Origin of the sequence: Streptomyces kaniharaensis (genome assembly GCF_009569385.1) — a bacterium.
Classification (GTDB): domain Bacteria; phylum Actinomycetota; class Actinomycetes; order Streptomycetales; family Streptomycetaceae; genus Kitasatospora; species Kitasatospora kaniharaensis.
Window position 1 is genome coordinate 1,755,015 of record NZ_WBOF01000001.1, and the last position, 24,018, is coordinate 1,779,032.

Here is a 24,018-nt window from a genome sequence, read left to right on the forward strand (position 1 = left end):
CTCGGTACCGGGCCTTTCGCGCTGCCGGGCCCTACTCGAAGGACGGGCCCGCCGTCCGGGTGCGCTTGATCTCGTAGAAGCCCGGGGTGGACGCCACCAGCAGGGTGCCGTCCCACAGCCGGGCCGCGGCCTCGCCGCGCGGGGTCGGCGTGACCACCGGGCCGAAGAACGCGACCCGCTCGCCGTCCACGCCCTCGACGGCGATCACCGGGGTGCCGACGTCCTCGCCGACCAGGCTGATCCCCTCCTTGTGGGAGGCGCGCAGGGCCTCGTCGTACGCGTCCGTGTCGGCGGCGTCCGCCAGCTCGGCCGGCAGACCCGCGGCCACCAGCGCGGCCTCGATGGTCTCCCGGTTCTGCGGCAGGCCCTGGTTGTGGATGCGCAGGCCCAGCTCGGTGTAGAGCCGGCCGAGCACCTCCTCGCCGTGGTGCTGGGCGGCGGCGATGCAGACCCGCACCGCGCCCCAGGCGTTGTCCAGCAGCTCGCGGTAGTTCTGCGGCAGGTCACGGTGCTCGTTCAGCACCGACAGGCTCATCACGTGCCAGTTCACGTCCACCGGACGCAGCTGCTGGACCTCGATCAGCCAGCGGGACGTCATCCACGCCCACGGGCAGGCCGGGTCGAACCAGAAGTCGGCGGTCTTGCGCTCGGCGGCAGTCGTCACTGCAGAGCCCTTCGTGAGTGTCCGAGGGAAGTCACGGGAAGGACGGGTGTCCCACCCTCACGACGCCAACACCCGCGCGGCTCCGCTGATTCCGCCCCGGCCGACCGGCCTGTGCAATGGTACCGGCGCCGAAGGGCGTGAAAGGATGCCCCCGGATGCGCCGAACACCGCGCACCGACCGCGCCACCTGACCGCGCCACCTGACCGCGCCACCAGACACGCACCACCGTGCGAGCCGGACAAAGGAGTACCGCCGTGCCGGGCAAGAACCTGAGCCGCGACGAAGCCCAGCAACGGGCCAGCATCCTCACCGTGGACGGCTACCAGGTCCGGCTGGACGTGACCTCCGCCCCCGACCCGGCGGCCGCCACCTTCCGCTCCACCACCACCGTCGCCTTCCGCTGCTCCGAGCCCGGCGCCGCGACCTTCCTCGACCTGCTCGCCACGGCCGTCCGCTCGATCACCCTGAACGGCCGCGCGATCGACCCTGCCACCGCCTTCGACGGCGCCCGCGTCCACGTCGACGGGCTCGCCGCCGAGAACGTCCTCACCGTCGAGGCCGACTGCGCCTACAGCCGCACCGGCGAGGGCCTGCACCGCTTCACCGACCCTGCGGACGGCGAGACCTACCTCTACACCCACTACGAGCCGGCCGACGCCCGCCGCGTGTTCGCCACCTTCGAACAGCCCGACCTGAAGGCCCCGTTCACCTTCACCGTCACCGCCCCCGCCGCCTGGGACGTGTGGTCCAACGCCGTCGCCGAGCAGGTGACGGAGCAGGACGGCTCCCGCACCTGGGAGTTCGCGCCGACCAGGCCGATCTCCACCTACCTCACCGCCGTCGTCGCCGGCCCCTACCACGTCGCCCGCGACCACTACAGCCGCGAACTGCCCGACGGCACCACCCTGGAGATCCCGCTCTCCGCGATGTGCCGCAAGTCCCTCGCCCGCTACTTCGACGCGGACGAGATCCTCGGCGTCACCAAGCTCGGACTCGACTTCTTCCACGAGGAGTTCGACTACCCGTACCCGTTCGGCAAGTACGACCAGGCCTTCGTGCCCGAGTACAACATCGGCGCCATGGAGAACCCCGGCTGCGTCACCTTCCGCGAGGAGTTCGTCTTCCGCTCGAAGGTCACCGACGCCGCCTACGAGGGCCGCGCCAACGTCATCCTGCACGAGATGGCGCACATGTGGTTCGGCGACCTGGTCACCATGCGCTGGTGGGACGACCTGTGGCTGAAGGAGTCCTTCGCCGACTTCATGGGCTCCTACGGCCTCATCGGCGCCCGCACCCGCTACAGCTCCGCCTGGGTCACCTTCGCCAACCAGCGCAAGGCCTGGGCCTACCGGCAGGACCAGTTCCCCACCACCCACCCCATCACCGCCGACATCCGCGACCTCGAGGACGCCAAGCTCAACTTCGACGGCATCACCTACGCCAAGGGCGCCTCCGTCCTCAAGCAGCTGGTGGCGTACGCCGGTTCGGACGCCTTCTTCGAGGGCGCCCGCCGTTACTTCAAGCGGCACGCCTTCGGCAACACCGAACTCACCGACCTGCTGGACATCCTGGAGGAGACCAGCGGACGCGACCTCAAGTCCTGGGCCGCCGCCTGGCTGCAGACCGCCGGGGTCAACTCGCTCACCCCGCAGGTCACCACGGACGCCGACGGCCGGATCACCGAACTCGCCGTCCTCCAGGACGGCGAGGTGCTGCGCCCGCACCGGATCGCCGTCGGCCTCTACGACCGCGACCCCGGCGGCGCACTGGTGCGTACCGAGCGGATCGAGCTCGACGTCACCGGCGCCCGCACCGTCGTCACCGAGGCCGCCGGCCGCCCCCGCCCGGCGCTCGTCCTGCTCAACGACGACGACCTCACCTACTGCAAGATCCGCTTCGACCCCGACTCGCTGGAGACGCTGCGCACCGGCCTCGGCGACATCCGGGACGAACTGGCCCGGGCGCTCGCCTGGTCCGCCGTCTGGAACCTCACCCGCGACGGCCTGATGCCGGCCCGCGACTACGTCTCCCTGGTGCTGCGCTTCGCCGGCCAGGAGGGCAACATCGGCGTCCTGCAGTCGCTGCACACCCAGGCCAAGTCGGCCGTCGACCTGTACGCCGACCCGGCCTGGCGCGGCGAGGGCAGCCGCCTGCTCGCCGACGGCGCCCTGCGCGAGCTGCGCGAGGCCGTGCCCGGCAGCGACCACCAGCTGGCCTGGGCCCGCTTCCTCGCCCAGACCGCGGGCGGCGCCGAGCACCTCGGCCTGGTCCGCGGCCTGCTGGCCGGCAGCGCGCGGATCGACGGCCTGGAGGTCGACCAGGAGCTGCGCTGGTCGCTGTGGCTGGCCCTGGCCGCCGCCGGCCAGGCCACCGACGAGGAGCTGGCCGCGGAGCTGGCCGCCGACAACACCGCCAGCGGCCGGCGCCAGCACACCCAGTGCCTGGCCGCCCGGCCCACCCCCGAGGCCAAGGCCGCCGCCTGGTCGGCCGTCGTCGACTCGGACGAGCTGCCGAACGCCCTGGTCGAGGCGAACATCGCGGGCTTCGCGCTGCCCTCGCACCGCGACCTGACCGCCCTCTACGCGGCGCCCTACTTCAAGCTGCTGGAGCGGGTCTGGTCCGAACGGACCATCGAGATCGCGATGCGGATCGTCGGCGGTTTCTTCCCGCGCGCCCAGGTCGGCGAGCAGACGCTGGCCGAGGCGGACGCCTGGCTGTACGGCCACCCGGACGCGGCGCCGGCGCTGCGCCGCCTGGTGATCGAGGGCCGGGACGACCTGGCCCGGGCCCTGCGCGCCCAGGCCTGCGACCGGGCCTGACGGACCGCTGACGCCGAGGGGCCCGTCGCTGCACCGCAGTTCGTACGGCGGCCCGTCGGCGTGGGACGTGGCAGGCGTCAGCTGCGCGAGGTCAGGGTCGGCAGCCCGCGCCCTCGAGTTCGGTGTGCGCCACCCTGCGTCCGGTGATCGCCAGCAGGAGGGCGAGCATCGGCCCCCTCACCTCGGGGCCGCTGCCCGCCGACCAGTCGGTGTCGGTGGCGCTCAGGGTCAGGCCCGCCACCCGGCGCTTGCCGCCGACGATCAGGTTGGAGCCCCGGTAGAAGTCCGCGAGGCGGGTCAGGGCCGTCATCGGGTACCCGCGGGCGATGCCGAGCGGGCGGCGGATGTCCTCGGCGTGCACCACCGTCTCGCCCAGCCAGCTGTCGACCGGGCCCGGCGGGTGGCTCACTGAGTCCAGCTGCGCCCGGAAGGCGGCGAGGGTGTCGGCGGGCGTTCCGGTGGTCAGCTCGGCGATCTCGCGGGCGGTCATCACCTCGAAGCGGAACCCGGCCCTGGCCAGCTTCGCGAAGAAGCCCGGCGGGGTCATCCGGGCCGTCGCCGCCATGTGCGCGAGGGTGTCCCGCACGCTCCGCCCGGTGCAGAGCGAGGGCGTCGCCCACTGTCCGGGGGTGAGGTCCTCCACGTCGGCGAGCAGGGCGTGCCGCTCGGTGTGGATCGTCCCCCAGATGTCCGGCCAGGTGTCCGGTCTCGTCGCCTTGGTTCCGTCGGCCATGGTTCCTTGTTACAGCGACGGCGGCCGGGCCGCACCCCCGAAGGGACGCGGCCCGGCCGCCGGTCAGGCTCTCAACTCAGCCGACGTCAGCCGATGAGCGAGCGCAGCACGTACTGCAGGATGCCGCCGTTGCGGTAGTAGTCCGCCTCACCGGGGGTGTCGATGCGGACGACCGCGTCGAACTCCTTCTCACCGGCGACGACCTTGACGGTCTTCGGGGTGCGGCCCTCGTTGAGCTCGGTCACACCGGTGATGGAGAAGGTCTCCTCGCCGGTCAGGCCGAGGGAGTCGGCGTTCTGGCCCTCCGGGAACTGCAGCGGCAGGACGCCCATGCCGATCAGGTTCGAGCGGTGGATGCGCTCGTACGACTCGGCGATGACGGCCTTGACGCCCAGCAGCGCGGTGCCCTTGGCGGCCCAGTCGCGGGACGAGCCGGAGCCGTACTCCTTGCCGGCCAGGACGACCAGCGGGGTGCCGGCGGCCTGGTAGTTCTGCGAGGCGTCGTAGATGAACGACACCGGCGCGTCGGCCTGGGTGAAGTCGCGGGTGTAGCCGCCCTCGGTGCCCGGCGCGATCTGGTTGCGCAGGCGGATGTTGGCGAAGGTGCCGCGGATCATGACCTCGTGGTTGCCACGGCGCGAGCCGTAGGAGTTGAAGTCGCGCTTCTCGACACCGTTGGCGGTCAGGTACTGCGCCGCCGGGGTGCCCGGCTTGATGTTGCCGGCCGGGGAGATGTGGTCGGTGGTGACCGAGTCGCCCAGCTTGGCCAGGACGCGGGCGCCGGCGATGTCGGTCACCGGGCTCGGGGTCTTGGCCATGCCCTCGAAGTACGGGGGCTTGCGGACGTAGGTGGACTCGGCGTCCCACTCGAAGGTGTTGCCGGTCGGGACGGGCAGCGACTGCCAGCGGTGGTCGCCGGCGAAGACGTCCGCGTAGTCCTTGGAGAACATCTCCTGGTCGATGGAGTTGGCGACCACGTCGGCCACCTCCTGCTCCGACGGCCAGATGTCGGCGAGGAAGACGTCGTTGCCGTCGGCGTCCTGGCCCAGGGCGTCCTTGGTGATGTCCACGCCCATGTTGCCGGCGATGGCGTAGGCGACCACCAGCGGCGGGGAGGCCAGGTAGTTCATCTTGACGTCGGGGTTGATCCGGCCCTCGAAGTTGCGGTTGCCGGAGAGCACCGAGACGACGGCCAGGTCGGCCTCGTTGACGGCGGCCGAGACCTCCTCGGGCAGCGGGCCCGAGTTGCCGATGCAGGTGACGCAGCCGTAGCCGACCAGGTTGAAGCCCAGCTTCTCCATGTACGGGAGCAGGCCGGCCTTCTCGTAGTAGTCCATGACGACCTTGGAGCCGGGCGCCAGGGTGGTCTTGACCCAGGGCTTGACGTGCAGGCCCTTCTCCACGGCCTTCTTCGCCAGCAGGGCGGCGCCCAGCATGACGGAGGGGTTGGAGGTGTTGGTGCAGGAGGTGATCGAGGCGATCACGACGGCGCCGTTGTCGATCTCGTACGTCGTGCCGTCGGGGGCGGTGACGGCGGTCGGCTTCGAGGCCTCGGCGGAGTACGTCGGCAGCGCCTCGGCGAACTTGTCGGCGGCCTCGGCCAGGATCACGCGGTCCTGCGGGCGCTTCGGGCCGGAGATCGACGGGACGACGGTGGAGACGTCCAGCTCCAGGTACTCGGAGTAGACCGGCTCGACCGACGGGTCGTGCCAGAGGCCCTGCTCCTTGGCGTACGCCTCGACCAGGGCGAGCTGCTGCTCGTCGCGGCCGGTCAGGCGCAGGTAGTTGATGGTCTCGGCGTCGATCGGGAAGATCGCGCAGGTCGAACCGAACTCCGGCGACATGTTGCCGATGGTGGCGCGGTTGGCCAGCGGGATGGCGCCGATGCCGTCGCCGTAGAACTCGACGAACTTGCCGACCACACCGTGCTTGCGCAGCATCTCGGTGATGGTGAGCACCAGGTCGGTGGCGGTGGTGCCGGCCGGCAGCTGGCCGGTCAGCTTGAAGCCGACGACGCGCGGGATCAGCATGGAGACCGGCTGGCCGAGCATGGCGGCCTCGGCCTCGATGCCGCCGACGCCCCAGCCCAGCACGCCCAGGCCGTTGACCATGGTGGTGTGCGAGTCGGTGCCGACACAGGTGTCCGGGTAGGCCTGGCCGCCCCGGACCATGACCGTGCGGGCCAGGTGCTCGATGTTGACCTGGTGGACGATGCCGGTGCCCGGCGGGACGACCTTGAACTCGTCGAACGCGGTCTGGCCCCAGCGCAGGAACTGGTAGCGCTCCTTGTTGCGGCCGTACTCGATCTCGACGTTCTGGACGAAGGCGTCCGGGGTGCCGAACTTGTCGGCGATGACGGAGTGGTCGATGACCAGCTCGGCCGGGGCCAGCGGGTTGATCTTGGCCGGGTCGCCGCCCAGCTCCTTGACGGCCTCGCGCATGGTGGCGAGGTCGACGACACACGGCACGCCGGTGAAGTCCTGCATGATCACGCGGGCCGGGGTGAACTGGATCTCCTGGCTCGGCTGGGCGTCGGCGTCCCAGTTTCCGAGCGCGCGGATGTGGTCGGCGGTGATGTTCGCGCCGTCCTCCGTGCGGAGCAGGTTCTCCAGCAGCACCTTGAGGCTGTACGGCAGCCGCTCGGAACCCTCGACGGCGGAGAGCTTGAAGATCTCGTACGACTCGTCGCCCACCTGCAGCGAGCTGCGGGCGTCGAAGCTGTTCGCGGACACGACTGACTCCTTCTGGGTGCTTCGTGCGATATCCGGCCGCCGCGGTGGTAAGGTCAGCCTTACTTAGGCCCACCTTGCCCGCATCGCCGGCGAGCGCCTCTCGGCAAGTATCTTGATGTCGAGATATATCGTAAGGGGCAGTTATCTCGATGTCGAGATAAACCATAGTGCATGCTGCCGCGTTCACCACCGCAGGCATGCCCGGGTCTGCATCGGAGCAGGTCAGCGCCCATCCGGGCCACGGCGCCGACGCTCCAGCCGGATCAGCCAGACCGCCCCCGCCGCCACCGCACCGAGCAGTAGCAACACCACCAGCAGACCACCGCCGACGGCGGCCGGCTCGGGGGCGACATCGGCCAGCAGGGTTCTCGTCATGCGTTCTCCTCGGTTCGTGTGAGGTCGGGTCGTGTCGGGTCGGGTCGTATCGGGTCGGTTCGTGCGAGGTCGGGCCGGCGGACGTCACGTCGGTGGCTGTCAGATCGGCGGGTGTCACCGAGCCCCAGGACCAGCATCAGCAGCACCGGGAACTCCAGATAGGCGTGATAGCTCGCCACTGCCGCGTACAGCGCCCGGCCCTGCGCGTAGTCCGCCGCGAACAGCAGCGCCAGCAACCCGCCCGCCGCCGCCCCCAGCGCCCAGGCCCGCACACCACGCAGGGCCGGCACCCGGGCCTCGAACCCCTCCGCGGCCTCGGGCGCGTAGCGCGGCAGGAACCACACCCACACCACGTAGTGCATCGTCTGCAGGAACGCGAACACCGCCAGGAAGCGCAGGCCCACCTGCGGACTCAGCCAGCCCGGCGGGGTGTAGGCCGCGGCCAGCCGGTCCGTCCAGCCACCGGACCCGGCGGAGAGCCAACCGTCCAGCACCCCGCCCAACAGCAGCGCCGGCACCGCCAGCACCCAGGCGAACTGCAGCCCGAGGAACACGACGCGCCCCCGCGCCAACCGCCGCGACCACTCCCACAGGAACAGCAACGGCACCACGTTGTGCAGATGCGCCAGCACCACGAAGTGGTACGCCGGGAACGCCAGCGAACCCGCCACGGCCACCGCCAGCACCACCGCGCTCCCCGCCAGCAGCAGCGGCCGGCCGCGCAGCCCGTACCAGCAGGCCGCCGCCAGCAGGCCGTACGCCAGCAGGATCTCCGCCGACCGGGACACCGGCGAGGGCGGCAGAAGCCGGCACACCACGATGCCGGTCACCAGCACCAGCAGCAGACGCAGCAGCGGACCGGCCAGCACCACCGCGAACCGGCCCGCCACGTACCGCAGTTCCAGCACGTTGTGGAGGAGCCCGAAGGCGGCCAGGCCCAGCACCGCCAGACCGGTCGGCGCCCGCAGCGCCAGCACCAGGGCCAGCGCGCCCGCCACGACGAACCCCGCCTGCGGGGCCGCGCCCAGCCGCACCGCCGGACCGACCGCGGGCCAGCCGCCCGCGGCCGTCGCCGCGCTGGTGGCCCCCACGCCTGTGGTCGCCGCGCCCGTGGTCGCCACGCTTCCCCTCTCCATGGCACGATCCCGCCGTGCGCTACCCGGTGGCCCTCGCCCTCACCCTGCTGACCGAGACACCCGTCTACACCGCCGCCCTCACCCGCCCCGGGGGCGTCCACCCCGAGCGGGCGGCGACGGCCGCCGTACTGGTCAACCTGGTGACGCACCCGCTGCTCTGGTGGACCCTCCGGCACTGGACCGACGGGCCCGCCGCAGCGTACTGGACGGCCTTCTGGCTCAGCGAGGCGGCGGTCTGCGCGGCCGAGGCGCTGCTGCTGTGCCCGCTCGCCGGGCTGCGCCCGCGCGACCCGCTGCCCTGGATCGTCTCCGGCACGGCCAATGCGACGTCACTGCTGGCCGGGTTCCTCGCCACCTCGGTGCTCGGCCCGTAGCGCGGTTCACGGGCCGAGGCGGCCACGGAGTTCGAGCTCGCCATGGCCACCGGCGCCCAGGAGTAGATCACCCCCGAGGAGACGGTCCGGCGGTTCCACGACGACGCGCGGAGCGGAACATGCCGCCCGGCGCCGGCACCGCGCACCCGTTCCCGTCGGCCCGAGCGCGTCCGGGTACGGTGGCCGGTGAGATGACACGCTGGGTGGGAGAGGCCGGGGGCCGACCGATGATCGTGGTGGACGCGTCCGCACTGGTGCTCGCGCTGGCCGACGAGGGCCCGCGCGGCATCGCGGCCCGGGCCGAACTCGCTTCCGACGGCGAGTGGTTGGCGCCCGAGCACGTCGTCGTCGAGGTGATGCAGTCGCTGCGCGGCCTCTACCTGGCCAAGGAGCTGACCGCCGAGCGGGTCGCCGAACTGACCGTCGAACTGGCCGGGCTGGCGATCCGCAAGGTCGAGGTGGCGCCACTGCTCGGCCGGATCTGGGAGCTCAAGGACAACCTCACCCCGGACGACGCCGCGTACGTCGCGGTCGCCGAGCAGTACGGGGTGCCGCTGGTCACCGCGGACCTGCGGCTGATGCGGGCCAGCGGACCGCGCTGCGAGATCCGGGGCATCCAGCCCCTGGCGGGCTGACGGCGGAATCCAGGCTGCACACGGTATCCGGGCGCGCGCGCCGGCATCCGGGCGAACGGCTGCAGTCGGGCGAACGGTGACACCCGGGCGACCGGTGGCACCCGAACGGACGGTGGCATCCGGGCGGACCGCGGTGTCCTGAGCGGCCCGGGACCGTTGAGCAGGGTGACCGTCACCCCGCCCGTGGAAAGGCCCCCCGATGTCCGCTCCGCTCGCCACCGCCCTGCTGCCGCTCGCCATGCTCGCCCCCGCCGCCTCGCCGGTGTCCGCCGTCGAGGCCGACTTCGACCCGGCGACGGCCTTCGTCCCGCCGGCCGCGATCAGCTACGCGAGCGACCTCGTGCCGTACGGCTCGCACGCCGCCGTCTTCACCGACCGCTCCACGGCCGAGCGGACGGTGGTCACCCTCAGGGTCGCCGGGCTCGCGCCCGGGCACGAGTTCCCGGTGCACATGCACACCGGCAGCTGCGGGGCCGACCCGGCCGCGTCCGGCCCGCACTACCAGAACGTCCTCGACCCGGTACAGCCGTCCACCGACCCGGCGTACGCCAACGACCGGAACGAACTGCGGCTGGTGCTGCACACCGACGGACGCGGCGACGGCACCGCCTCCGCCACGGTGGCCTGGCAGCCGCGGCCGGGCGAGGCGCGGTCGCTGGTGCTGCACGCGGGCACCCCGGCCGGCCGGCACGCGGCGGGCGAGCGGGTGGCTTGCGTCAAGCTGGAGCAGTAGCCGGTTGCCGGAGCAGTCGCCGGTTGCCGGAGCAGTAGCCGGTTGCCGGAGCAGTCGCCGGTTCAGGAGCCGAGCGTGGCGACCAGGACCGCCTTGATGGTGTGCAGGCGGTTCTCCGCCTGGTCGAACACGATGGAGTGCGCCGACTCGAACAGTTCGTCGGTGCACTCCAGCTCGCTCATGCCGGTCGCTTCGTACATCTGCCGGCCGACCTCCGTGCCGAGGTCGTGGAAGGCGGGCAGGCAGTGCAGGAACTTCACGGCCGGGTTGCCGGTGGCCCGGACGGTGTCCATCGACACCTGGTACGGCCTGAGCAGCTCGATCCGCTCCGTCCAGACCTCCTTGGGCTCGCCCATCGAGACCCAGACGTCGGTGTAGAGGAAGTCCGCGTCGGCCACGCCCTCGGCCACCTCCTCGGTCAGGGTGATCCGCGCGCCGGTCGACTCGGCCAGGTCCTGCGCCGCCTTCTGCACGTCCTCGTCCGGCCAGAGCGCGCTCGGCGCGACGATCCGGATGTCCATGCCGAGCAGGGCGCCGGTGACCAGCAGCGAGTTGCCCATGTTGGAGCGGGCGTCGCCGAGGTAGGCGAGGGCGACCTCGGTCAGCGGCTTGGCGGTGTGCTCGGTGACGGTGAGCACGTCGGCCAGCATCTGGGTCGGGTGCCACTCGTCGGTGAGGCCGTTCCAGACCGGGACGCCGGCGTGGGCGGCCAGCTCCTCGACGACCTCCTGCCCGTGGCCCCGGTACTCGATCCCGTCGAACATCCGGCCGAGCACCCGGGCGGTGTCCTTGATGGACTCCTTGTGGCCGATCTGCGAGCCGGACGGGTCCAGGTAGGTGGTGCTCGCACCCTGGTCGTGCGCGGCGACCTCGAAGGCGCAGCGGGTCCGGGTGGAGGTCTTCTCGAAGATCAGCGCGATGTTCCTGCCGCGCAGCCGGGGTTGCTCGGTGCCCGCGTACTTGGCCGCCTTGAGCTGGGCGGCGAGGTCCACCAGGAAGCGGAACTCCTGGGGAGTGAAGTCGAGCTCCTTGAGGAAGTGCCTGTTCCGGAGGTTGAACGCCATACCGGGCTCCTGGGGTGACGGGACGAACGGGAAAGCGGCAAGTGTATACGATGACTGGAATTTGTATGCATAGCGCGAGTGAACGAGGGGGAGCCCCGTCGGGCTCCCCCTCGTGCCACCGCGCTACAGGCGCGGGTCGACCGGCTCGGACTCCAGCGCGAGGACCGCGAACACCGGCTCGTGCACCCGCCACAGCGGCTCGCCGGCCGCCAGTCGGTCCAGCGCCTCCAGGCCCAGCGCGTACTCGCGCAGCGCCAGCGAGCGCTTGTGGCCCAGCGTGCGCCCGCGCAGCTCGTCCAGGTGCTCGGTGTAGTCCGGGCCGTAGATGATCCGGAGATACTCCCGGCCGCGCACCTTCACGCCCGGCTGCACCAGGCCGCCCGGACGGCCCTCGCCCCGCTCGGTCCGCACCAGCGAGGCCAGCGGCTTGACCACCATGCCCTCGCCGCCCGCCGCGGTCAGTTCCTCCCACCAGACGATCGCTGCGGCCACCGACGCCTCGTCGGTGGTGTCCACCACGAGGCGCCCGGTGCGGTGCAGAACGGGCGCCTGCGGGTCGCCCGTCCCGTCGTTCGCGGCTTCGTGCACCGCTTCGTGCACCGCTTCGTCCGCCGCGACCAGGCGGTCGATCCAGGCCAGGTGCTCGTCGTGCGGACGCACCGCGAGGTTCGCCCCCTCGGCGGCCAGCAGCTGGAACGGCGCCAGGCGGATGCCCGACAGTCCCTCGGTCGGCCAGCAGTACCGGCGGTACGCCTCGGTGAACGCCTGCGCGTCGGCGGCGCGCTGCCGCTGCCGGGCGGTCAGCTCCGCCAGGTCCAGGCCGCGCCCGGCCGCCCGCTCCAGTGCGGACAGCACCTCCGGCAGGGCAGCACCCGCCGCCGCGCCGACCGCCGCGTACTGGCGGCGCAGCAGCTCGACCGCCTTCAGCGACCACGGCATCAGCTCGGCGTCCAGCAGCAGCCAGCCGGTGCCCAGCTCCTCGAACAGCCCGGCCCGCTCGGCGGCCTCCCGCACCCGGCCCAGCACGGCGGCGGTCAGCCCGTCGTCGGCGAGGAACGCCCGGCCCGTCCTGGTCCAGATCGCGCCCGGCCCGGCCACGCCGAACCGCTTCTCCAGCGCCGCCCCGTCCCGGGCCACCAGCACCACCGCGCGCGAGCCCATGTGCTTCTCCTCGCACACGACGTGCCGGACGCCGTCCGCGCGGTAGCCGGCGAACGCCTCCTCGGGGTGCTCCAGGTAGCCGTCCCGGCGGGAGGTGGCCGTCGGCGCCATCGTCGGCGGCAGGTAGGCGAGCAGCCGCGGGTCCAGCGCGAAGCGGCTCATCACCTCCAGCGCCGCCGCCGCGTTCTCCTCCCGGACGGCGACCCGCCCGTGCAGCCGGGTCTCGACGATCCGCCGCCCCGCCACGTCGGCGAGGTCCAGCGGACGGCCCTCCCGGGCGCCCGGCGCGTCGCTGATCATCGGACGGACCGGCGCGTACCACTCGCGCTCGGCCTCGACGCTCACCAGCTCGCGCTCCGGGTAGCGCAGTGCCGTGAGGCTGCCGCCGAACACGCAGCCGGTGTCCAGGCAGATCGTGTTGTTGACGAAGCTCGCCGTCGGCACCGGCGTGTGGCCGTACACCACCAGCGCCCGGCCGCGGTACTCCTCCGCCCACGGGTAGCGCACCGGCAGCCCGTACTCGTCGGTCTCGCCGGTGGTCTCCCCGTACAGGGCGTGCGAGCGCACCCGACCGGAGGCGCGGCCGTGGTACCGCTCCGGCAGTCCGGCGTGGCAGACCACCAGCGCGCCGCCGTCCAGCAGGTAGTGGCTGACCAGGCCGCGCATGAACGCGCGCACCTCGGCCCTGAACTCCTCGGACTCGCCGGCCAGTTGGTCCAGCGACTCCTGCAGGCCGTGCGAGACGGTGACCTTCTTCCCGTCCATCGACCGGCCCAGCTTGTTCTCGTGGTTGCCCGGCACGCAGAGCGCGTGGCCGGCCGCCACCATGCCCATCACCAGGCGCAGCACGCCGGGGGTGTCCGGGCCGCGGTCGACCAGGTCGCCGACGAAGACCGCGGTGCGGCCGCCGGGGTGCACGGCGCCGACCGGGCGGCCCGCGTCGTCCCGGGTGAGGGTGTAGCCGAGCCTGGTCAGCAGGGTCTCCAGCTCGGCGCGGCAGCCGTGGACGTCCCCGATGATGTCGAACGGCCCGGTGAGGTGGCGCAGGTCGTTGTAGCGCTTCTCCAGCTCGATCTCGGCCGCCGCCACCTCGGCCTCGCCGCGCAGGATGTGCACCTTGCGGAAGCCCTCGCACTCCAGGCCGCGCAGGGAGCGGCGCAGTTCGCGGTTCTGCCGGGGGATCACGTGGGCCGGCAGCTGGCGGTCGGGGCGGGAACGGTTGCGCTCCGCACAGACGCCCGGCGGGACGTCCAGCACGATGGCGATCGGCAGCACGTCGTGGTCGCGCGCGATCTTCACCAGCTGGCGGCGGGACTCGGGCTGGACGTTGGTGGCGTCCACGACCGTCAGGCGGCCGGCCGCGAGGCGCTTGCCGACGATGTAGTGCAGCACGTCGAAGGCCTCGGCGGAGGCGGACTGGTCGTTCTCGTCGTCGGCCACCAGGCCGCGGCAGAAGTCGGAGGAGACGACCTGGGTGGGCAGGAAGTGGCGGCGGGCGAAGGTGGACTTGCCGGAGCCGCTGGTGCCGATCAGGACGACCAGGGAGACGTCCGTGACGGGGAGGCGGCGCGTGGCCACGGGCTGCTCCTCGGGGGCCGGCAGTGTCTCGGGGGTCGGCAGTGCTTCGTCGGTCATCGGGGCTCGCCTCCTTCGGGCGTCGTCGCGAGGGTGGACGTCGCGGGGGTCGACGTCACGGATGTCGCGGACGTCGCGGGTGTCGACGTCACGGGGGTAGGGGTCACGGGGGCGGCGGTTCGGAACAGGGCCAGTTGGGTCGGCGGCCCGACCTCCGGGTCCTCCGGGCCGACCGGGCGCAGCTCCACGGTGTACCCGTAGTCCGCGGCCACCCGCTCCGCCCAGGCCCGGAACTCGGCGCGGGACCACTCGAAGCGGTGGTCCGCGTGCCGGACGCAGCCCGCCGGCAGGCTCTCCCAGCGGACGTTGTACTCGACGTTCGGGGTGGTCACGACCACGGCCCCCGGGCGGGCGCTGCCGAACACCGCGTACTCCAGCGCGGGCAACCGCGGCAGGTCCAGGTGCTCGATCACCTCGCACAGCACCGCGGCATCGAAGCCCTTCAGCCGCGCGTCGGTGTACGTCAGCGCGCCCTGCGCCAGCGTCACGCGGGCCGCCTGGCGCTCCGGCAGCCGCTCCAGGCGCAGCTTGCGGGCCGCCGTCTGCAGCGCCCGCGCGGACACGTCCACGCCCAGCACCTCGGTGAACCGGGCGTCCTTCAGCAGCGCGCCGATCAGCTCGCCCTGCCCGCAACCGAGGTCGGCGACCCGGGCCGCGCCCACCTCGCGCAGGGCGGTGAGGATCGCGGTGCGGCGCTGCTCGGCGAGGGAGGGCTGCCTGGGCTCCTCGGTGGTGGTTCCCGGGGCCGCCTCTGCGGTCTCGTCCTGGGTCGCCTCGGGGATCGTCTCGGGCTGGTCGTCGACCGCGTTGTCGATCTCCTCGACCTCGCGGTCGTCCGCCTCCGCGAGCCGGGCCAGCTCCAGGCGCTCCATCGCGGCCCTGGTCAGCGACCAGCGCCGGGACAGGTAGCGGCGGGTGATCAGGGCACGCTCCGGGTGGGCGGCCAGCCAGCCCTCGCCGGCGGCGAGCAGCTTGTCCACCTCGTCCGGGGCCACCCAGTAGTGCTTGGCACCGTCCAGCACCGGCAGCAGCACGTACAGCTGCTGCAGCGCGTCGGCCAGCCGGACGGACTCCGAGGCCAGCTCGATCCGCACGTACCGGGACTCGCCCCACTCCGGGAACGCCTCGTCCAGCGGGATCGCCGCCGCCTCGACCCGCCAGCCCAGCGGCTCGAACAACCGGGCCACCATCGCCGCACCGCCGCCCTCGCCCGCTCCGTTCGCGGGCACGGCGGGCAAGGCGATCCGCAGCGGGCGCGCCTGCTCGGGCAGTTCGGGGCGGGCCGGGCACACGCCCTTCATCGCCGAACGGAACACCGTCCGCAGTGCCACCGCGAGCAGCGAGGACGCCGCGTAGGGGCGGTCGTTGACGTACTGGGCGAGCGCGAAGTCCGGCGAGCCGCCACGGCCCCTGCCGCGGCCCTTGCGGACCAGCGCGATCGGGTCGATGTCCAGCAGCAACGCCGCCGTGCAGAGCTCGTCCCGCGCCTCCGGGTAGAAGACGTGGGCCTCGCCGTGCGACGTCGCGAACCGCTGGACCTTGCCGGGGTGCTTGTGCAGCAGGAACCCGAGATCCGTGGCCGGGCTCTCGGCGCTGCCGGTAGTGGAGATCGACATGAACACCCGCCCGAGTATTGCCCAGCTGCCAGCCCCCGAGCACCGGGTTTTCCTGCCCCGCGGTCGCCCGCCGGAGGACCGCGACGGCCGTGTCCGCACGGTGGGCGTGTTCGGCGCCGGGCCCCCGCATTGGTTAACGTGCACGGTGTGACTGCTGAATCCACCACCCTCCCGAACGGCGCCGTCGCCGCAGGTCTGGCCACCATCGCCGCCGACGGCACCGTCCTCGACACCTGGTTCCCCGCCCCCGTCCTGACCGCCGAGCCCGGCCCCGCCGGGACCGTCCGGCTGACCGCCGAGCAGGCCGAGGCCGAGCTGGGCTCCGGCGCCGCCGAGGCGCTGCGCGCCGACGCCCGCCGCGGCGTCGAGGTGGTCGCCGTGCGCACCACCATCGCCTCGCTGGACGAGAAGCCGCTCGACACGCACGACGTCTACCTGCGTCTGCACCTGCTCAGCCACCGCCTCGTCCGGCCGCACGGCCAGAACCTGGACGGCATCTTCGGCCTGCTCGCCAACGTCGCCTGGACCAGCATCGGCCCCGTCCCGGTGGACAAGGTCGAGCAGGCCCGCCTCGCGGTCCGCGCCCAGGGCGGCCAGCTCGCCGTGTACGGCATCGACAAGTTCCCGCGGATGACCGACTACGTCGCCCCGACCGGCGTGCGCATCGCCCACGCCGACCGCGTCCGCCTCGGCGCGCACCTCGCGGCGGGCACCACCGTCATGCACGAGGGCTTCGTCAACTTCAACGCCGGCACCCTCGGCACCTCCATGGTCGAGGGCCGCATCAGCGCGGGCGTCGTCGTCGGCGACCACAGCGACATCGGCGGCGGCGCCTCGATCATGGGCACCCTGTCCGGCGGCGGCAAGCAGGTCGTCGCGGTCGGCGAGCGCTGCCTGCTCGGCGCCAACGCCGGCATCGGCATCTCCCTGGGCAGCGACTGCGTCGTCGAGGCCGGCCTGTACGTCACCGCCGGCACCCGGGTCACCACCCCGGACGGCAAGATCGCCAAGGCCGTCGAGCTGTCCGGCCAGGACAACCTCCTGTTCCGCCGCAACTCCCAGACCGGCGCCGTCGAGGTCATCGCCCGCTCCGGCTCCTGGGGCGGCCTCAACGCCGACCTGCACGCCCACAACTGACGCACCAGCTTGACTGCCGAGGCCCCCGGCGCCGCGTTCGCGGTGCCGGGGGCCTTCCTGCTCGGCGGTGAGGGTCCTGTTCCAGGTTGGCTCTTGAGCGCGGGTGGTGATGGTGCGGTTTCAGGGCCCCGGTGCTGCGGTTCGCGCGACGGGGCCCTCCCCCCTCCCCCTCCCGCCCCGCGCCCCTGCCCTGTGTCCCCATGCCCCGCGATCCCGAGCCCCTGTCCCCTCGCCCTCTCCTGGGGCTGCTCGGGGCTGCTCGGCGCCGGTCACGCCGGCGCGAAGCAGCCAACACTCCGCGCGGACACCACCAGCCCGCCACCGGCCGCCTGCCGCCACCTCTTTCCTCCGCCCACCGGCGTCACCTGGACCCAGGCCACCGGACGCGGCAACCCAGAGTCACCCGGGCGACTTACCCGTGACGGGAGTTGGACCACATCAGGTGGCGCAACGTGACCCACCACCGGAGTGGTTCGTTGAGTGCAGCAGCGAGGGCGTCTGCCTCGGTGGCAATACATCAGGCACCCCGCTGCGCGGGCCGAGCCACCGTCGGCCGCTACACGTCGCACCCCGATCCGAAGAGGTCCCGTCATGTCCGAAACCTCGCAGCTCCCGAGCAGCCCGGCGGGCCCGGCCGCCGACACGCCGGCCGCGCCCGCCACTCCGACAAGCCTGCTGGAGCAGATGCAGCAACTGCTCGCCTCGGTGACCGCGGACCTCGCCGAACTGCAGTCCTTCGGCGCCCCGGACGCCTATCCCGCCGGCACGGACACCTCCGACGCCTCGGTCGCGCCCGGCAGCCGGTAGTCGGGCGCCTGCGCCTCACCCGGCGGGCCGAGCCGGACCACCAGTAACGGCGCGCCCCGGCCCGCCGGTTCGGCTTCCACGCCGCCGAGCGCCGTCCCCGCCGCCTCCCGCAGCCGCACGGCGAGGTCCTTGCACTCCGCCACCGCGTCGACGGCGTCGATGCACGTCCAGTACAGGCCCTCGGTGTCGGCCCCGCAGGCCAGCACCACCAGTGTCTCGCCGAGCTCTCGCAGCAGCCCGTCCAGCGCACCCAACGTCGGCCCCAGCTCGCCGAGTTCGGCGAGCCCACGGACCCGCCCGCCGCTCAGCACGGCGGCCCTGACGACGGACCGGTCCAGACAGACGGACGCGTGCGCCCCCGCCTCGGACAGCTGCCGACCCAGCCCGGCCAGCTCCTCGTCGTCCAGCTCCGCCAGCCGGGCCCCCACCGCCTCGGTGAGCAGCGCCGCCTGCCGCGCCTCGGCCAGCACGTCCGGTACATGCCTGGCCTCGGCCAGGGCGTGCCGGGCCGTCTTGATCAGTCGCAGCGCCTCCATGGCCGCCACCTCTTTCCGCTCGCCGTCACCGTCCGGCCACGGCCGCCGGGGGCGGCTCGTGGTCATGGCGAAAGCGTGCGTCGGGGGCGGCAGGTCCGCATCCACCCTTTCCGAAGCTGTGGACAACTCCGGAGCTGTGGACAACTCCCGTCCCTCGCAGGGGTTATTCGTCGACGTTCGGCTTGACGTCCGCGGACGCACCCGGCACCGGGAAGCGTTCCTCGTTCCGCTCGATCTTGGCCGCGAGCGCCGCCAGCGGGTCGACCCCCACCACCATGCAGAACTGCACCAGGTACGCGAGGACGTCGGCCACCTCGTCACGCACCCGGTGGGCCCGCTCCGGGTCGGACATCACCGCGGCGGCCTGCTCGGGCGTCAGCCACTGGAAGATCTCCAGCAGCTCACCCGCCTCCACGCTCAGCGCCGCCGCCAGGTTCTTCGGCGTGTGGAAGGGCTCCCACTCCCGGGCCGCCGCGAAGTCCACCAACCGCTGCCGCAGGCTCTCCAGCGTCGGCCCGGAAGGCTCGGCCGACACCGGAGGCCGGGGAGGCACGACCGGCTCCCCCGGCTCCGTCACTCGTTCGTTCACGCGTCCAGGTCTACCGCATCAGCGCCCGCCCCCGTGACGGCCCCGTGTCCGTTGCCGCACTGGGCCGGCACCCGAGCGGCCCCGGTCCGCAGCACGGTGTGCCCGGAGTCCGGGTCGCGCCGGCACTCGACCAGCACCACCCCGCCCGCCGTCCCACCGGAACGGCCAGAGCTACCGGAACCACCAGAGCCGCCGGGGCCAGCCGTCCCACCGGAACCACCCGGACCACCCGAACCACCCGGCCCGCCGAACGCCTCCCGCGCCGCGGCCGGCTCCTGCAACACCGCGAGGACGCTCAGCTGGTTGCGCCCGGACATTTCCCTCGCCAGCCGCAGCAGCGAGGCGGTCTGCTCGGTGGACAGCCCGGCGCCGAGGTCCTCGGCGAGCACGGTGAGCTGCCGGTGGGCCCACGGCACCTCGGTGGCCCCGTCCAGGTCGAGCACCCCGGCGCCGGTGAGCAGCACGGCGGCGAACGCGAGGTGGCGCAGCATGCCGTCGGAGGCCTGGTCGGCCCCGGTGTGCCCGAGGACGCCTTCGTCGAAGACGGCGAGGACACGCCGGTCGGGCCCGGTGCCGCGGTGGGCGAGTTCGAGGCCGAGCAGCGGGTGCGGGGCTGCGGACTGGACGACCCGCAGCAGTTGGCCGTAGCGGCGCGGGCATTCGCCGGCGAGCCGGGCGATGACGGCGGAGATGTTGGCGGCGGTGCTGTGGAGGCGGGCCTGGGGGTCGGGTCTGGCCCAGTCGCGCATGAGGGAGGGCACGGGGTGGACGGGGAAGACCTCGCGCAGTGCGGTGAGGAGGTGCTCGGTGGCGGTGAGGACCTTGCGCTCGCCGGGCGAGGAGCCGGCGACCCGGAGCGGGAGCTGTGCGGTGATCATGGTGCCGCTGGGGAAGGGCGCCCGGATGTCGCCCTGGCGGGTGTCGTTGTGCCAGCAGACGTTGACGCGTCGGCCGCGGAGGTCCTGTTCGCCGGTCTCGACCAGGGTCCGGCCGTCGAGGGTGAGCGCCTCGCGGGCGATCCGGACGGGGCCGTCGGTGCGGATGACGAGGTCGAGCCGGATCCGGCCCTCGGCGGACCGGACGGTGCAGCCGAGGATGATGGCGTCCCGCCCGTGCGGGACGCATCCGTCGAGTCCTCCGCGGACGGGCGTGGCGAGCGGGCCGCTCGCGCCCGGGAGCCCGTCGAGGGAGTCGGCGATCTCCTCGCCGCGGGCGAGCCGGGAGAGGACGGCGAGCGCGTCGAGCGCGTTGGACTTGCCGACGCCGGCGGGCCCGTGCAGGACGGTGAGCGGCGCGAGCGGCAGGGTGGCGCGCCGGTAGGACTTGAAGGAGGTGAGTCGGAGCTCCTCGACGGTGGCTCGCGGCACGGGTGGCCGATCGGGCCCTGGCGTGTCCGGTCGGGGGTGGGCCGGCACGGCGGGCCGGGTGGCGTCGCGGTTCACCCGTCGGACGTTAGCCGCAGGCCGCGCGGCAGAAACGTGCCTGCTCGGAAGATTCATCCCATCGTGGAACTCGGCGCATTCATCCCGTCGAGGACGGCACGCCGCCACGTCGAGGAGGGCGCTCCCCTCGCGGACCGATCAGCGCCGGTATTGCGCGACCGTCACCGAGGCGGTGACCTCGACCGGCTCCGGCAGCCCGGTGAGCGCGGCGGCGAGCCGCTGCGGGTCGGTGTGCCAGGCGCTGGGCCCCATGCCGACGACGGTGCGCACGTCCTGCGGCCCGAGCCGCAGCGTGAACTCGACCTCCCGCTGCCCGGCGGGCGTGAGGTGCGGCCCGAGCTTCTCGTCGATCCGCCGCTGCTTCTCCTCGTCGACGGACAGCAGCCCGAGCGCGGCGACGAGTTCGCGCAGGTGGCGCGAGGTCGGTGAGACCAGCAGCAGGATGCCGCCGGGGCGCAACACGCGGCGGATCTCGGGCCCGTTGCGCGGGGCGAAGACGTTGAGCATCAGTCCGGCGGAGGCGTCGCGCAGCGGCAGCGGGCGCCAGGCGTCGCAGACGACGGCGCCGATCCGTGGGTGGGCCCTGGCGGCGCGGCGCAGCGCGTACTTGGAGATGTCGAGGGCGGCGCCGGGCCGGCCGGGCAGGGCGTCGAGGACGTGGGCGAGGTAGTGGCCGGTGCCGGCGCCGAGGTCGGCGACGAGGCCTTCGGGGGCGGTGGCGATCGCGGCTTCGGCGAGGGCGTCGGCGATGGGCCGGTAGTGGCCGGCGGCGAGGAAGTCGGCCCGGGCGGCGACCATGTCGGCGGTGTCGCCGGTGCCGGTGTGGGCGTCGCCGGCGAGGAGGCTGACGTAGCCCTGCTTCGCGAGGTCGAAGCTGTGCCCGGTGGGGCAGCGCAGGGTGCGCTCGTGCCGGTTGAGGGCCTGTGCGCAGTGCGGGCAGGCCAGGTAGGGCTCGATGTCCTGCAGCAACGTTCCGTCTTCTCTCGCCGTTCACCCCGTGGGGCCCGGTGGCCCTGGACGGACAGCCTAACGACCCCTGTCCGCCGCGACGCGCTGGGCGAGGGCCGCCAGCGCCTCGGGTGCGCCGGTTCGGCCGCGGATGCCGGGGAAGGCGTTGACGTCGACGATGACGGGTTCGGCGGGCCCGTCGAGCAGGTCGACGCCGTACACGTCGAGGCCGAAGACCTCGCCGACGCGCAGCACGAGGGCGGCCCGGTCGGCGGGCGGCTGCCACTCTCCCGCCGGCCCGGCGGCTCCGTCGGGCGGCGCGAGTTCGGAGCGGCGCCGGGCGGCGAACACCTGCCCGTCGACGACCCACAGTTTCTGGTCCCAGCCGGTCCCGTCGAGGAACGGTTGGGTGACGACGGCCTCGCCCGGCCAGCGCGCGGCGAGTTCACGCAGCCGCTCCGGGCCGTCGATGCGGGCGACCAGGTCGTGGCGCCGGCTGTGCCGGCTCTTGACGACGAACGGGTAGACCGGGTCGGCGAGTTGGTCCAGCCGGCCGACCGCGCGCGTATCCGCGAAGGGCAGCCCGGCGGCCCGGGCGAGCTCCGCCATCCGCACCCGGTCCTGGCAGAGCTCCGTCGCCGCGGCCGAGTTGACGACGGGCGCCCCGCGCTCCTCCAACTCCCGGGCGAGCGCGAGGGCTTGCGGCGTCCTGGCCTTCAGCAGGTAGACGTCGGCAAGGCGGCCCGAGCCCGGCCTCGCGCCGGGATAGAGGTGCTCCACCTCGTGCCCTCGCGCGAGCAGTTCGGCGGTGGTGGCCGCCAGCACCGGATGGTCCGGGTCGGCGGCGATCAGGCAGACCCTCATATCGCCGCGCCGAACTCGTCACGGTCGTAGCCGAGTTGCCCGTAGGCCCCGACGAGCGCCGGAGCCGGAGCGGAGACGGCCGTCCCGCTGCGGGCGAGCCGCAGCACCGCCTGCGCGACCCGGGCGACCGCGTCCGGCACCTGCCGGAAGCTCGGGAAGTCGTTGACGTCCACGACGACGGGCCCGTCGGGGCCGAGCAGCACGTCGACGCCGTACAGGTCGAGCCCGAACACCTCCCCCACCTGCGCCGCGATCCTGGCGACCTCGGCGGCGAGCGGCACCTGCCGCTCGCGCACCGCCTGCCCGGGGTGCAGTGGGGAGCAGCGTTCGGTGGCGTGGAACTCGCCGTCGACGCAGTACACCTTGAGGTCGGTGCCGGAGTTGGGCACGTACGGCTGGGCGATCAGCAGCCCCTCGCGCTCGAGTTCGGGGCCGAGGGCGAGGAGGTGGTCGGGGGTGGGGACGAGCCGCACGGCGCGCCCGGAGCTGCCGTCGGCCGGTTTGACGACGAGCGGGTACTCGGCGGCGGGGATCTCGGCGAGCCGTTCCCAGCGGGCGGCGGCGTAGGTGACGGGCACGGGCAGGCCGCGGGTGCGGGCTATGACGGCGGCGAGCGCCTTGTCCCGCACGCCCCGGATCGAGCGGACGTCGTTGACCGTGGTGAGCCCGACGGCGGCGGCCGCTTCCAGCAGGGTGAGTCCGGGCCCGCCGGAGACGGTCTTGAGCACCCACGCGTCGTGGCTGCCTGCCCGTACCGTCTCGGAGATCGCCAGCAGCGAGTCACCGGGGCGCAGCACATCCACGCGGTGTCCCCATGCGGTGAGTTGGCGTGCCACGTCGAGCGGCATGCCGTCGTGCCGGTAGTGCTCCTCCACCAGAAAGCAGAGCCTCATGGGCCTGTCTTCCCCCTTTGCCGCGCCGAGTCCGGACGTTCCGCCGTCCCCCTCGGCAGAGCTGTAAAGGCCTCAGCATGCCACGCGGTCCGTGTCCAAGATCGCCGAGCTCGTAAGCGTTCGGCAACAATCGTGCGACGGCCGGTGCGTGTCCCGACGACCGCCCGGAACCGCCCGCCGGGCGCCTTGTCAAACCAGTGGCGGCCCGGCGCGGCCCCTGCTTGGATGCACGCCGTGACTTCTGTCGATCATGAACCCGCGAACCCCGACCGCCACCTCCTCGACGAGATCGAGCGCTACTACGACGCGGTGCCGCGCGGTGCCGCCCGTGCCGAGGACTTCGGCCCGCTGACCCTGTTCGTCCGCGAGGGCGCCGGCTGGCCGTACTACGCGCGGCCGACTCTGGGCCACGAGGGCCCGGCCGCCACCGCCGAGGACGTCCGCCGCGTGCTGGCCCGGCAGCGGGAACTGGGCGCGCCGGAGGCCTTCGAGTGGGTGGCAGAGCACGACCCGCGGCTGCGCGCCGCGGTCGAGGAGGCCGGGCTGACGGTGCACGAGCACCCGCTGCTGGTGCTGGGCCTGGCGGACGGACCGGCCACGGTGCCCGCCGTGCCGGAGCCGGTGGAGGTGCGGGTCCTGACGGCGGACGCCCCGGAGCTGGCCGGCGCCGTCGCCGTCCCGCACCTGGCGTTCGCCGAGCCGGGCACTGGCCTGGGCGCTGCCGGGACGGCCGAACTCGCCGAGACCGCCGGGAAGTTGGTGGCCGAGGGTGCGGTGGAGCGGATCGCGAAGCGGATCACGGCCGGCGCCACCGTACTGGCGGCGGCGCTGGAGGACGGTACGGCGCTGTGCGCGGGCCAGCACAACCCGGTGGGCGCGGTGACCGAGGTGGCCGGGGTCGGCACGCTGCCGACGGCACGCCGACGCGGCCTGGGCCTGGCGGTCACGGCGGCGCTGGTCGCACACGCCCGTGCGAACGGCGTGCGGACGGTGTTCCTGTCCGCCGCGGACGAGGACGTCGCCCGGATCTACCGCCGGGCCGGCTTCCGCCCGTTCGCGACGGCCCTGATCGCCGAGCCGGCGGCCCAGGACGCGAGCACCACCTGACAGGCCCGAGGAGAACA

The 24,018-nt window shown here is 73.2% G+C and carries 21 protein-coding genes; 7 read left to right on the forward strand and 14 right to left on the reverse strand.

What is annotated here, in order from left to right; genetic code table 11:
* Positions 1 to 31: 31 nt before the first annotated feature.
* Positions 32 to 664, reverse strand: a complete 633-nt coding sequence (locus tag F7Q99_RS08020; protein WP_326846410.1) for a DsbA family protein — start codon at positions 662 to 664, stop codon at positions 32 to 34.
* Between the two features lie 255 nt (positions 665 to 919).
* Here F7Q99_RS08020 and pepN point away from each other — a divergent pair, with 255 nt between their 5' ends.
* Entirely contained in the window at positions 920 to 3,484 is a 2,565-nt protein-coding gene (pepN, locus tag F7Q99_RS08025; protein ID WP_326846411.1) for an aminopeptidase N, read from the forward strand.
* A gap of 91 nt (positions 3,485 to 3,575) precedes the next feature.
* On the opposite strand, the gene F7Q99_RS08030 is transcribed toward pepN, so the two are convergent.
* From F7Q99_RS08030 to F7Q99_RS08045, 4 genes are all read right to left on the reverse strand, one after another.
* Positions 3,576 to 4,217, reverse strand: coding sequence for a maleylpyruvate isomerase family mycothiol-dependent enzyme (locus F7Q99_RS08030; protein WP_153460666.1), 642 nt, complete (start codon positions 4,215 to 4,217; stop codon positions 3,576 to 3,578).
* 86 nt (positions 4,218 to 4,303) lie between these two features.
* Positions 4,304 to 6,949 (reverse strand): aconitate hydratase AcnA, encoded by a 2,646-nt coding sequence (acnA, locus tag F7Q99_RS08035; RefSeq protein WP_326846412.1) that lies wholly within the window; start codon positions 6,947 to 6,949, stop codon positions 4,304 to 4,306.
* A 222-nt stretch (positions 6,950 to 7,171) separates the two neighbouring features.
* On the reverse strand, positions 7,172 to 7,324 hold the full coding sequence (locus F7Q99_RS08040) for a hypothetical protein (protein ID WP_153460668.1): 153 nt from the start codon (positions 7,322 to 7,324) through the stop codon (positions 7,172 to 7,174).
* Positions 7,321 to 8,445, reverse strand: coding sequence for a hypothetical protein (locus F7Q99_RS08045; RefSeq protein WP_153460669.1), 1,125 nt, complete (start codon positions 8,443 to 8,445; stop codon positions 7,321 to 7,323). The genes F7Q99_RS08040 and F7Q99_RS08045 overlap by 4 nt, the downstream gene beginning before the upstream one ends.
* A 29-nt stretch (positions 8,446 to 8,474) precedes the next feature.
* Between F7Q99_RS08045 and F7Q99_RS08050 the strand changes: the two genes are divergently transcribed.
* From F7Q99_RS08050 to F7Q99_RS08060, 3 genes are all read left to right on the forward strand, one after another.
* Complete coding sequence (locus F7Q99_RS08050; RefSeq protein WP_153460670.1) at positions 8,475 to 8,834, forward strand: hypothetical protein; 360 nt, start codon at positions 8,475 to 8,477, stop codon at positions 8,832 to 8,834.
* A 191-nt stretch (positions 8,835 to 9,025) separates the two neighbouring features.
* Positions 9,026 to 9,469, forward strand: coding sequence for a type II toxin-antitoxin system VapC family toxin (locus F7Q99_RS08055; protein ID WP_230210174.1), 444 nt, complete (start codon positions 9,026 to 9,028; stop codon positions 9,467 to 9,469).
* 199 nt (positions 9,470 to 9,668) lie between these two features.
* Positions 9,669 to 10,202: a superoxide dismutase family protein gene (locus F7Q99_RS08060; RefSeq protein ID WP_153460671.1), complete on the forward strand. Its 534-nt coding sequence runs from the start codon at positions 9,669 to 9,671 to the stop codon at positions 10,200 to 10,202.
* Positions 10,203 to 10,264: 62 nt separating this feature from the next.
* Here F7Q99_RS08060 and argF read toward each other — a convergent pair whose 3' ends face one another.
* From argF to F7Q99_RS08075, 3 genes are all read right to left on the reverse strand, one after another.
* A complete protein-coding gene (gene argF / locus F7Q99_RS08065; protein ID WP_153460672.1) occupies positions 10,265 to 11,266 on the reverse strand; it encodes an ornithine carbamoyltransferase in 1,002 nt (333 codons plus the stop codon).
* Positions 11,267 to 11,389: 123 nt separating this feature from the next.
* Complete coding sequence (locus tag F7Q99_RS08070) at positions 11,390 to 14,062, reverse strand: polynucleotide kinase-phosphatase (RefSeq protein ID WP_153460673.1); 2,673 nt, start codon at positions 14,060 to 14,062, stop codon at positions 11,390 to 11,392.
* Positions 14,059 to 15,684, reverse strand: a complete 1,626-nt coding sequence (locus F7Q99_RS08075; protein WP_326846413.1) for a 3' terminal RNA ribose 2'-O-methyltransferase Hen1 — start codon at positions 15,682 to 15,684, stop codon at positions 14,059 to 14,061. Before F7Q99_RS08075 ends, F7Q99_RS08070 begins: the two co-directional genes overlap by 4 nt.
* A gap of 141 nt (positions 15,685 to 15,825) precedes the next feature.
* On the opposite strand from F7Q99_RS08075, the gene dapD reads away from it, so the two are divergent.
* On the forward strand, positions 15,826 to 16,815 hold the full coding sequence (gene dapD / locus F7Q99_RS08080) for a 2,3,4,5-tetrahydropyridine-2,6-dicarboxylate N-succinyltransferase (protein WP_326846414.1): 990 nt from the start codon (positions 15,826 to 15,828) through the stop codon (positions 16,813 to 16,815).
* 591 nt (positions 16,816 to 17,406) lie between these two features.
* Positions 17,407 to 17,622 carry a hypothetical protein gene (locus F7Q99_RS08085; protein ID WP_153460676.1) on the forward strand — a complete coding sequence of 72 codons (216 nt, stop codon included), beginning with the start codon at positions 17,407 to 17,409 and terminating at the stop codon, positions 17,620 to 17,622.
* On the opposite strand, the gene F7Q99_RS08090 is transcribed toward F7Q99_RS08085, so the two are convergent.
* The 6 genes from F7Q99_RS08090 to F7Q99_RS08115 form a co-directional block, all read right to left on the reverse strand.
* Entirely contained in the window at positions 17,568 to 18,224 is a 657-nt protein-coding gene (locus tag F7Q99_RS08090) for a DUF6099 family protein (protein WP_153460677.1), read from the reverse strand. The two genes, F7Q99_RS08085 and F7Q99_RS08090, sit on opposite strands and share 55 nt — an antisense overlap.
* Positions 18,225 to 18,321: 97 nt before the next feature.
* Positions 18,322 to 18,711 (reverse strand): nucleotide pyrophosphohydrolase, encoded by a 390-nt coding sequence (locus F7Q99_RS08095; protein WP_326846415.1) that lies wholly within the window; start codon positions 18,709 to 18,711, stop codon positions 18,322 to 18,324.
* 32 nt (positions 18,712 to 18,743) lie between these two features.
* Positions 18,744 to 20,114, reverse strand: coding sequence for an AAA family ATPase (locus F7Q99_RS08100; protein WP_153460678.1), 1,371 nt, complete (start codon positions 20,112 to 20,114; stop codon positions 18,744 to 18,746).
* Positions 20,115 to 20,327: 213 nt separating this feature from the next.
* Positions 20,328 to 21,158 (reverse strand): putative RNA methyltransferase, encoded by an 831-nt coding sequence (locus tag F7Q99_RS08105; protein WP_153460679.1) that lies wholly within the window; start codon positions 21,156 to 21,158, stop codon positions 20,328 to 20,330.
* A gap of 57 nt (positions 21,159 to 21,215) precedes the next feature.
* Positions 21,216 to 22,001 (reverse strand): ATP-grasp domain-containing protein, encoded by a 786-nt coding sequence (locus tag F7Q99_RS08110; RefSeq protein ID WP_153460680.1) that lies wholly within the window; start codon positions 21,999 to 22,001, stop codon positions 21,216 to 21,218.
* The gene (locus F7Q99_RS08115) at positions 21,998 to 22,894 is read right to left on the reverse strand and encodes an ATP-grasp domain-containing protein (RefSeq protein WP_153460681.1); all 897 of its coding nucleotides are present in this window, start codon (positions 22,892 to 22,894) and stop codon (positions 21,998 to 22,000) included. The genes F7Q99_RS08110 and F7Q99_RS08115 overlap by 4 nt, the downstream gene beginning before the upstream one ends.
* Before the next feature lie 234 nt (positions 22,895 to 23,128).
* Here F7Q99_RS08115 and F7Q99_RS08120 point away from each other — a divergent pair, with 234 nt between their 5' ends.
* Positions 23,129 to 24,001 (forward strand): GNAT family N-acetyltransferase, encoded by an 873-nt coding sequence (locus F7Q99_RS08120; RefSeq protein ID WP_326846416.1) that lies wholly within the window; start codon positions 23,129 to 23,131, stop codon positions 23,999 to 24,001.
* The last annotated feature ends 17 nt before the right edge of the window (positions 24,002 to 24,018 follow it).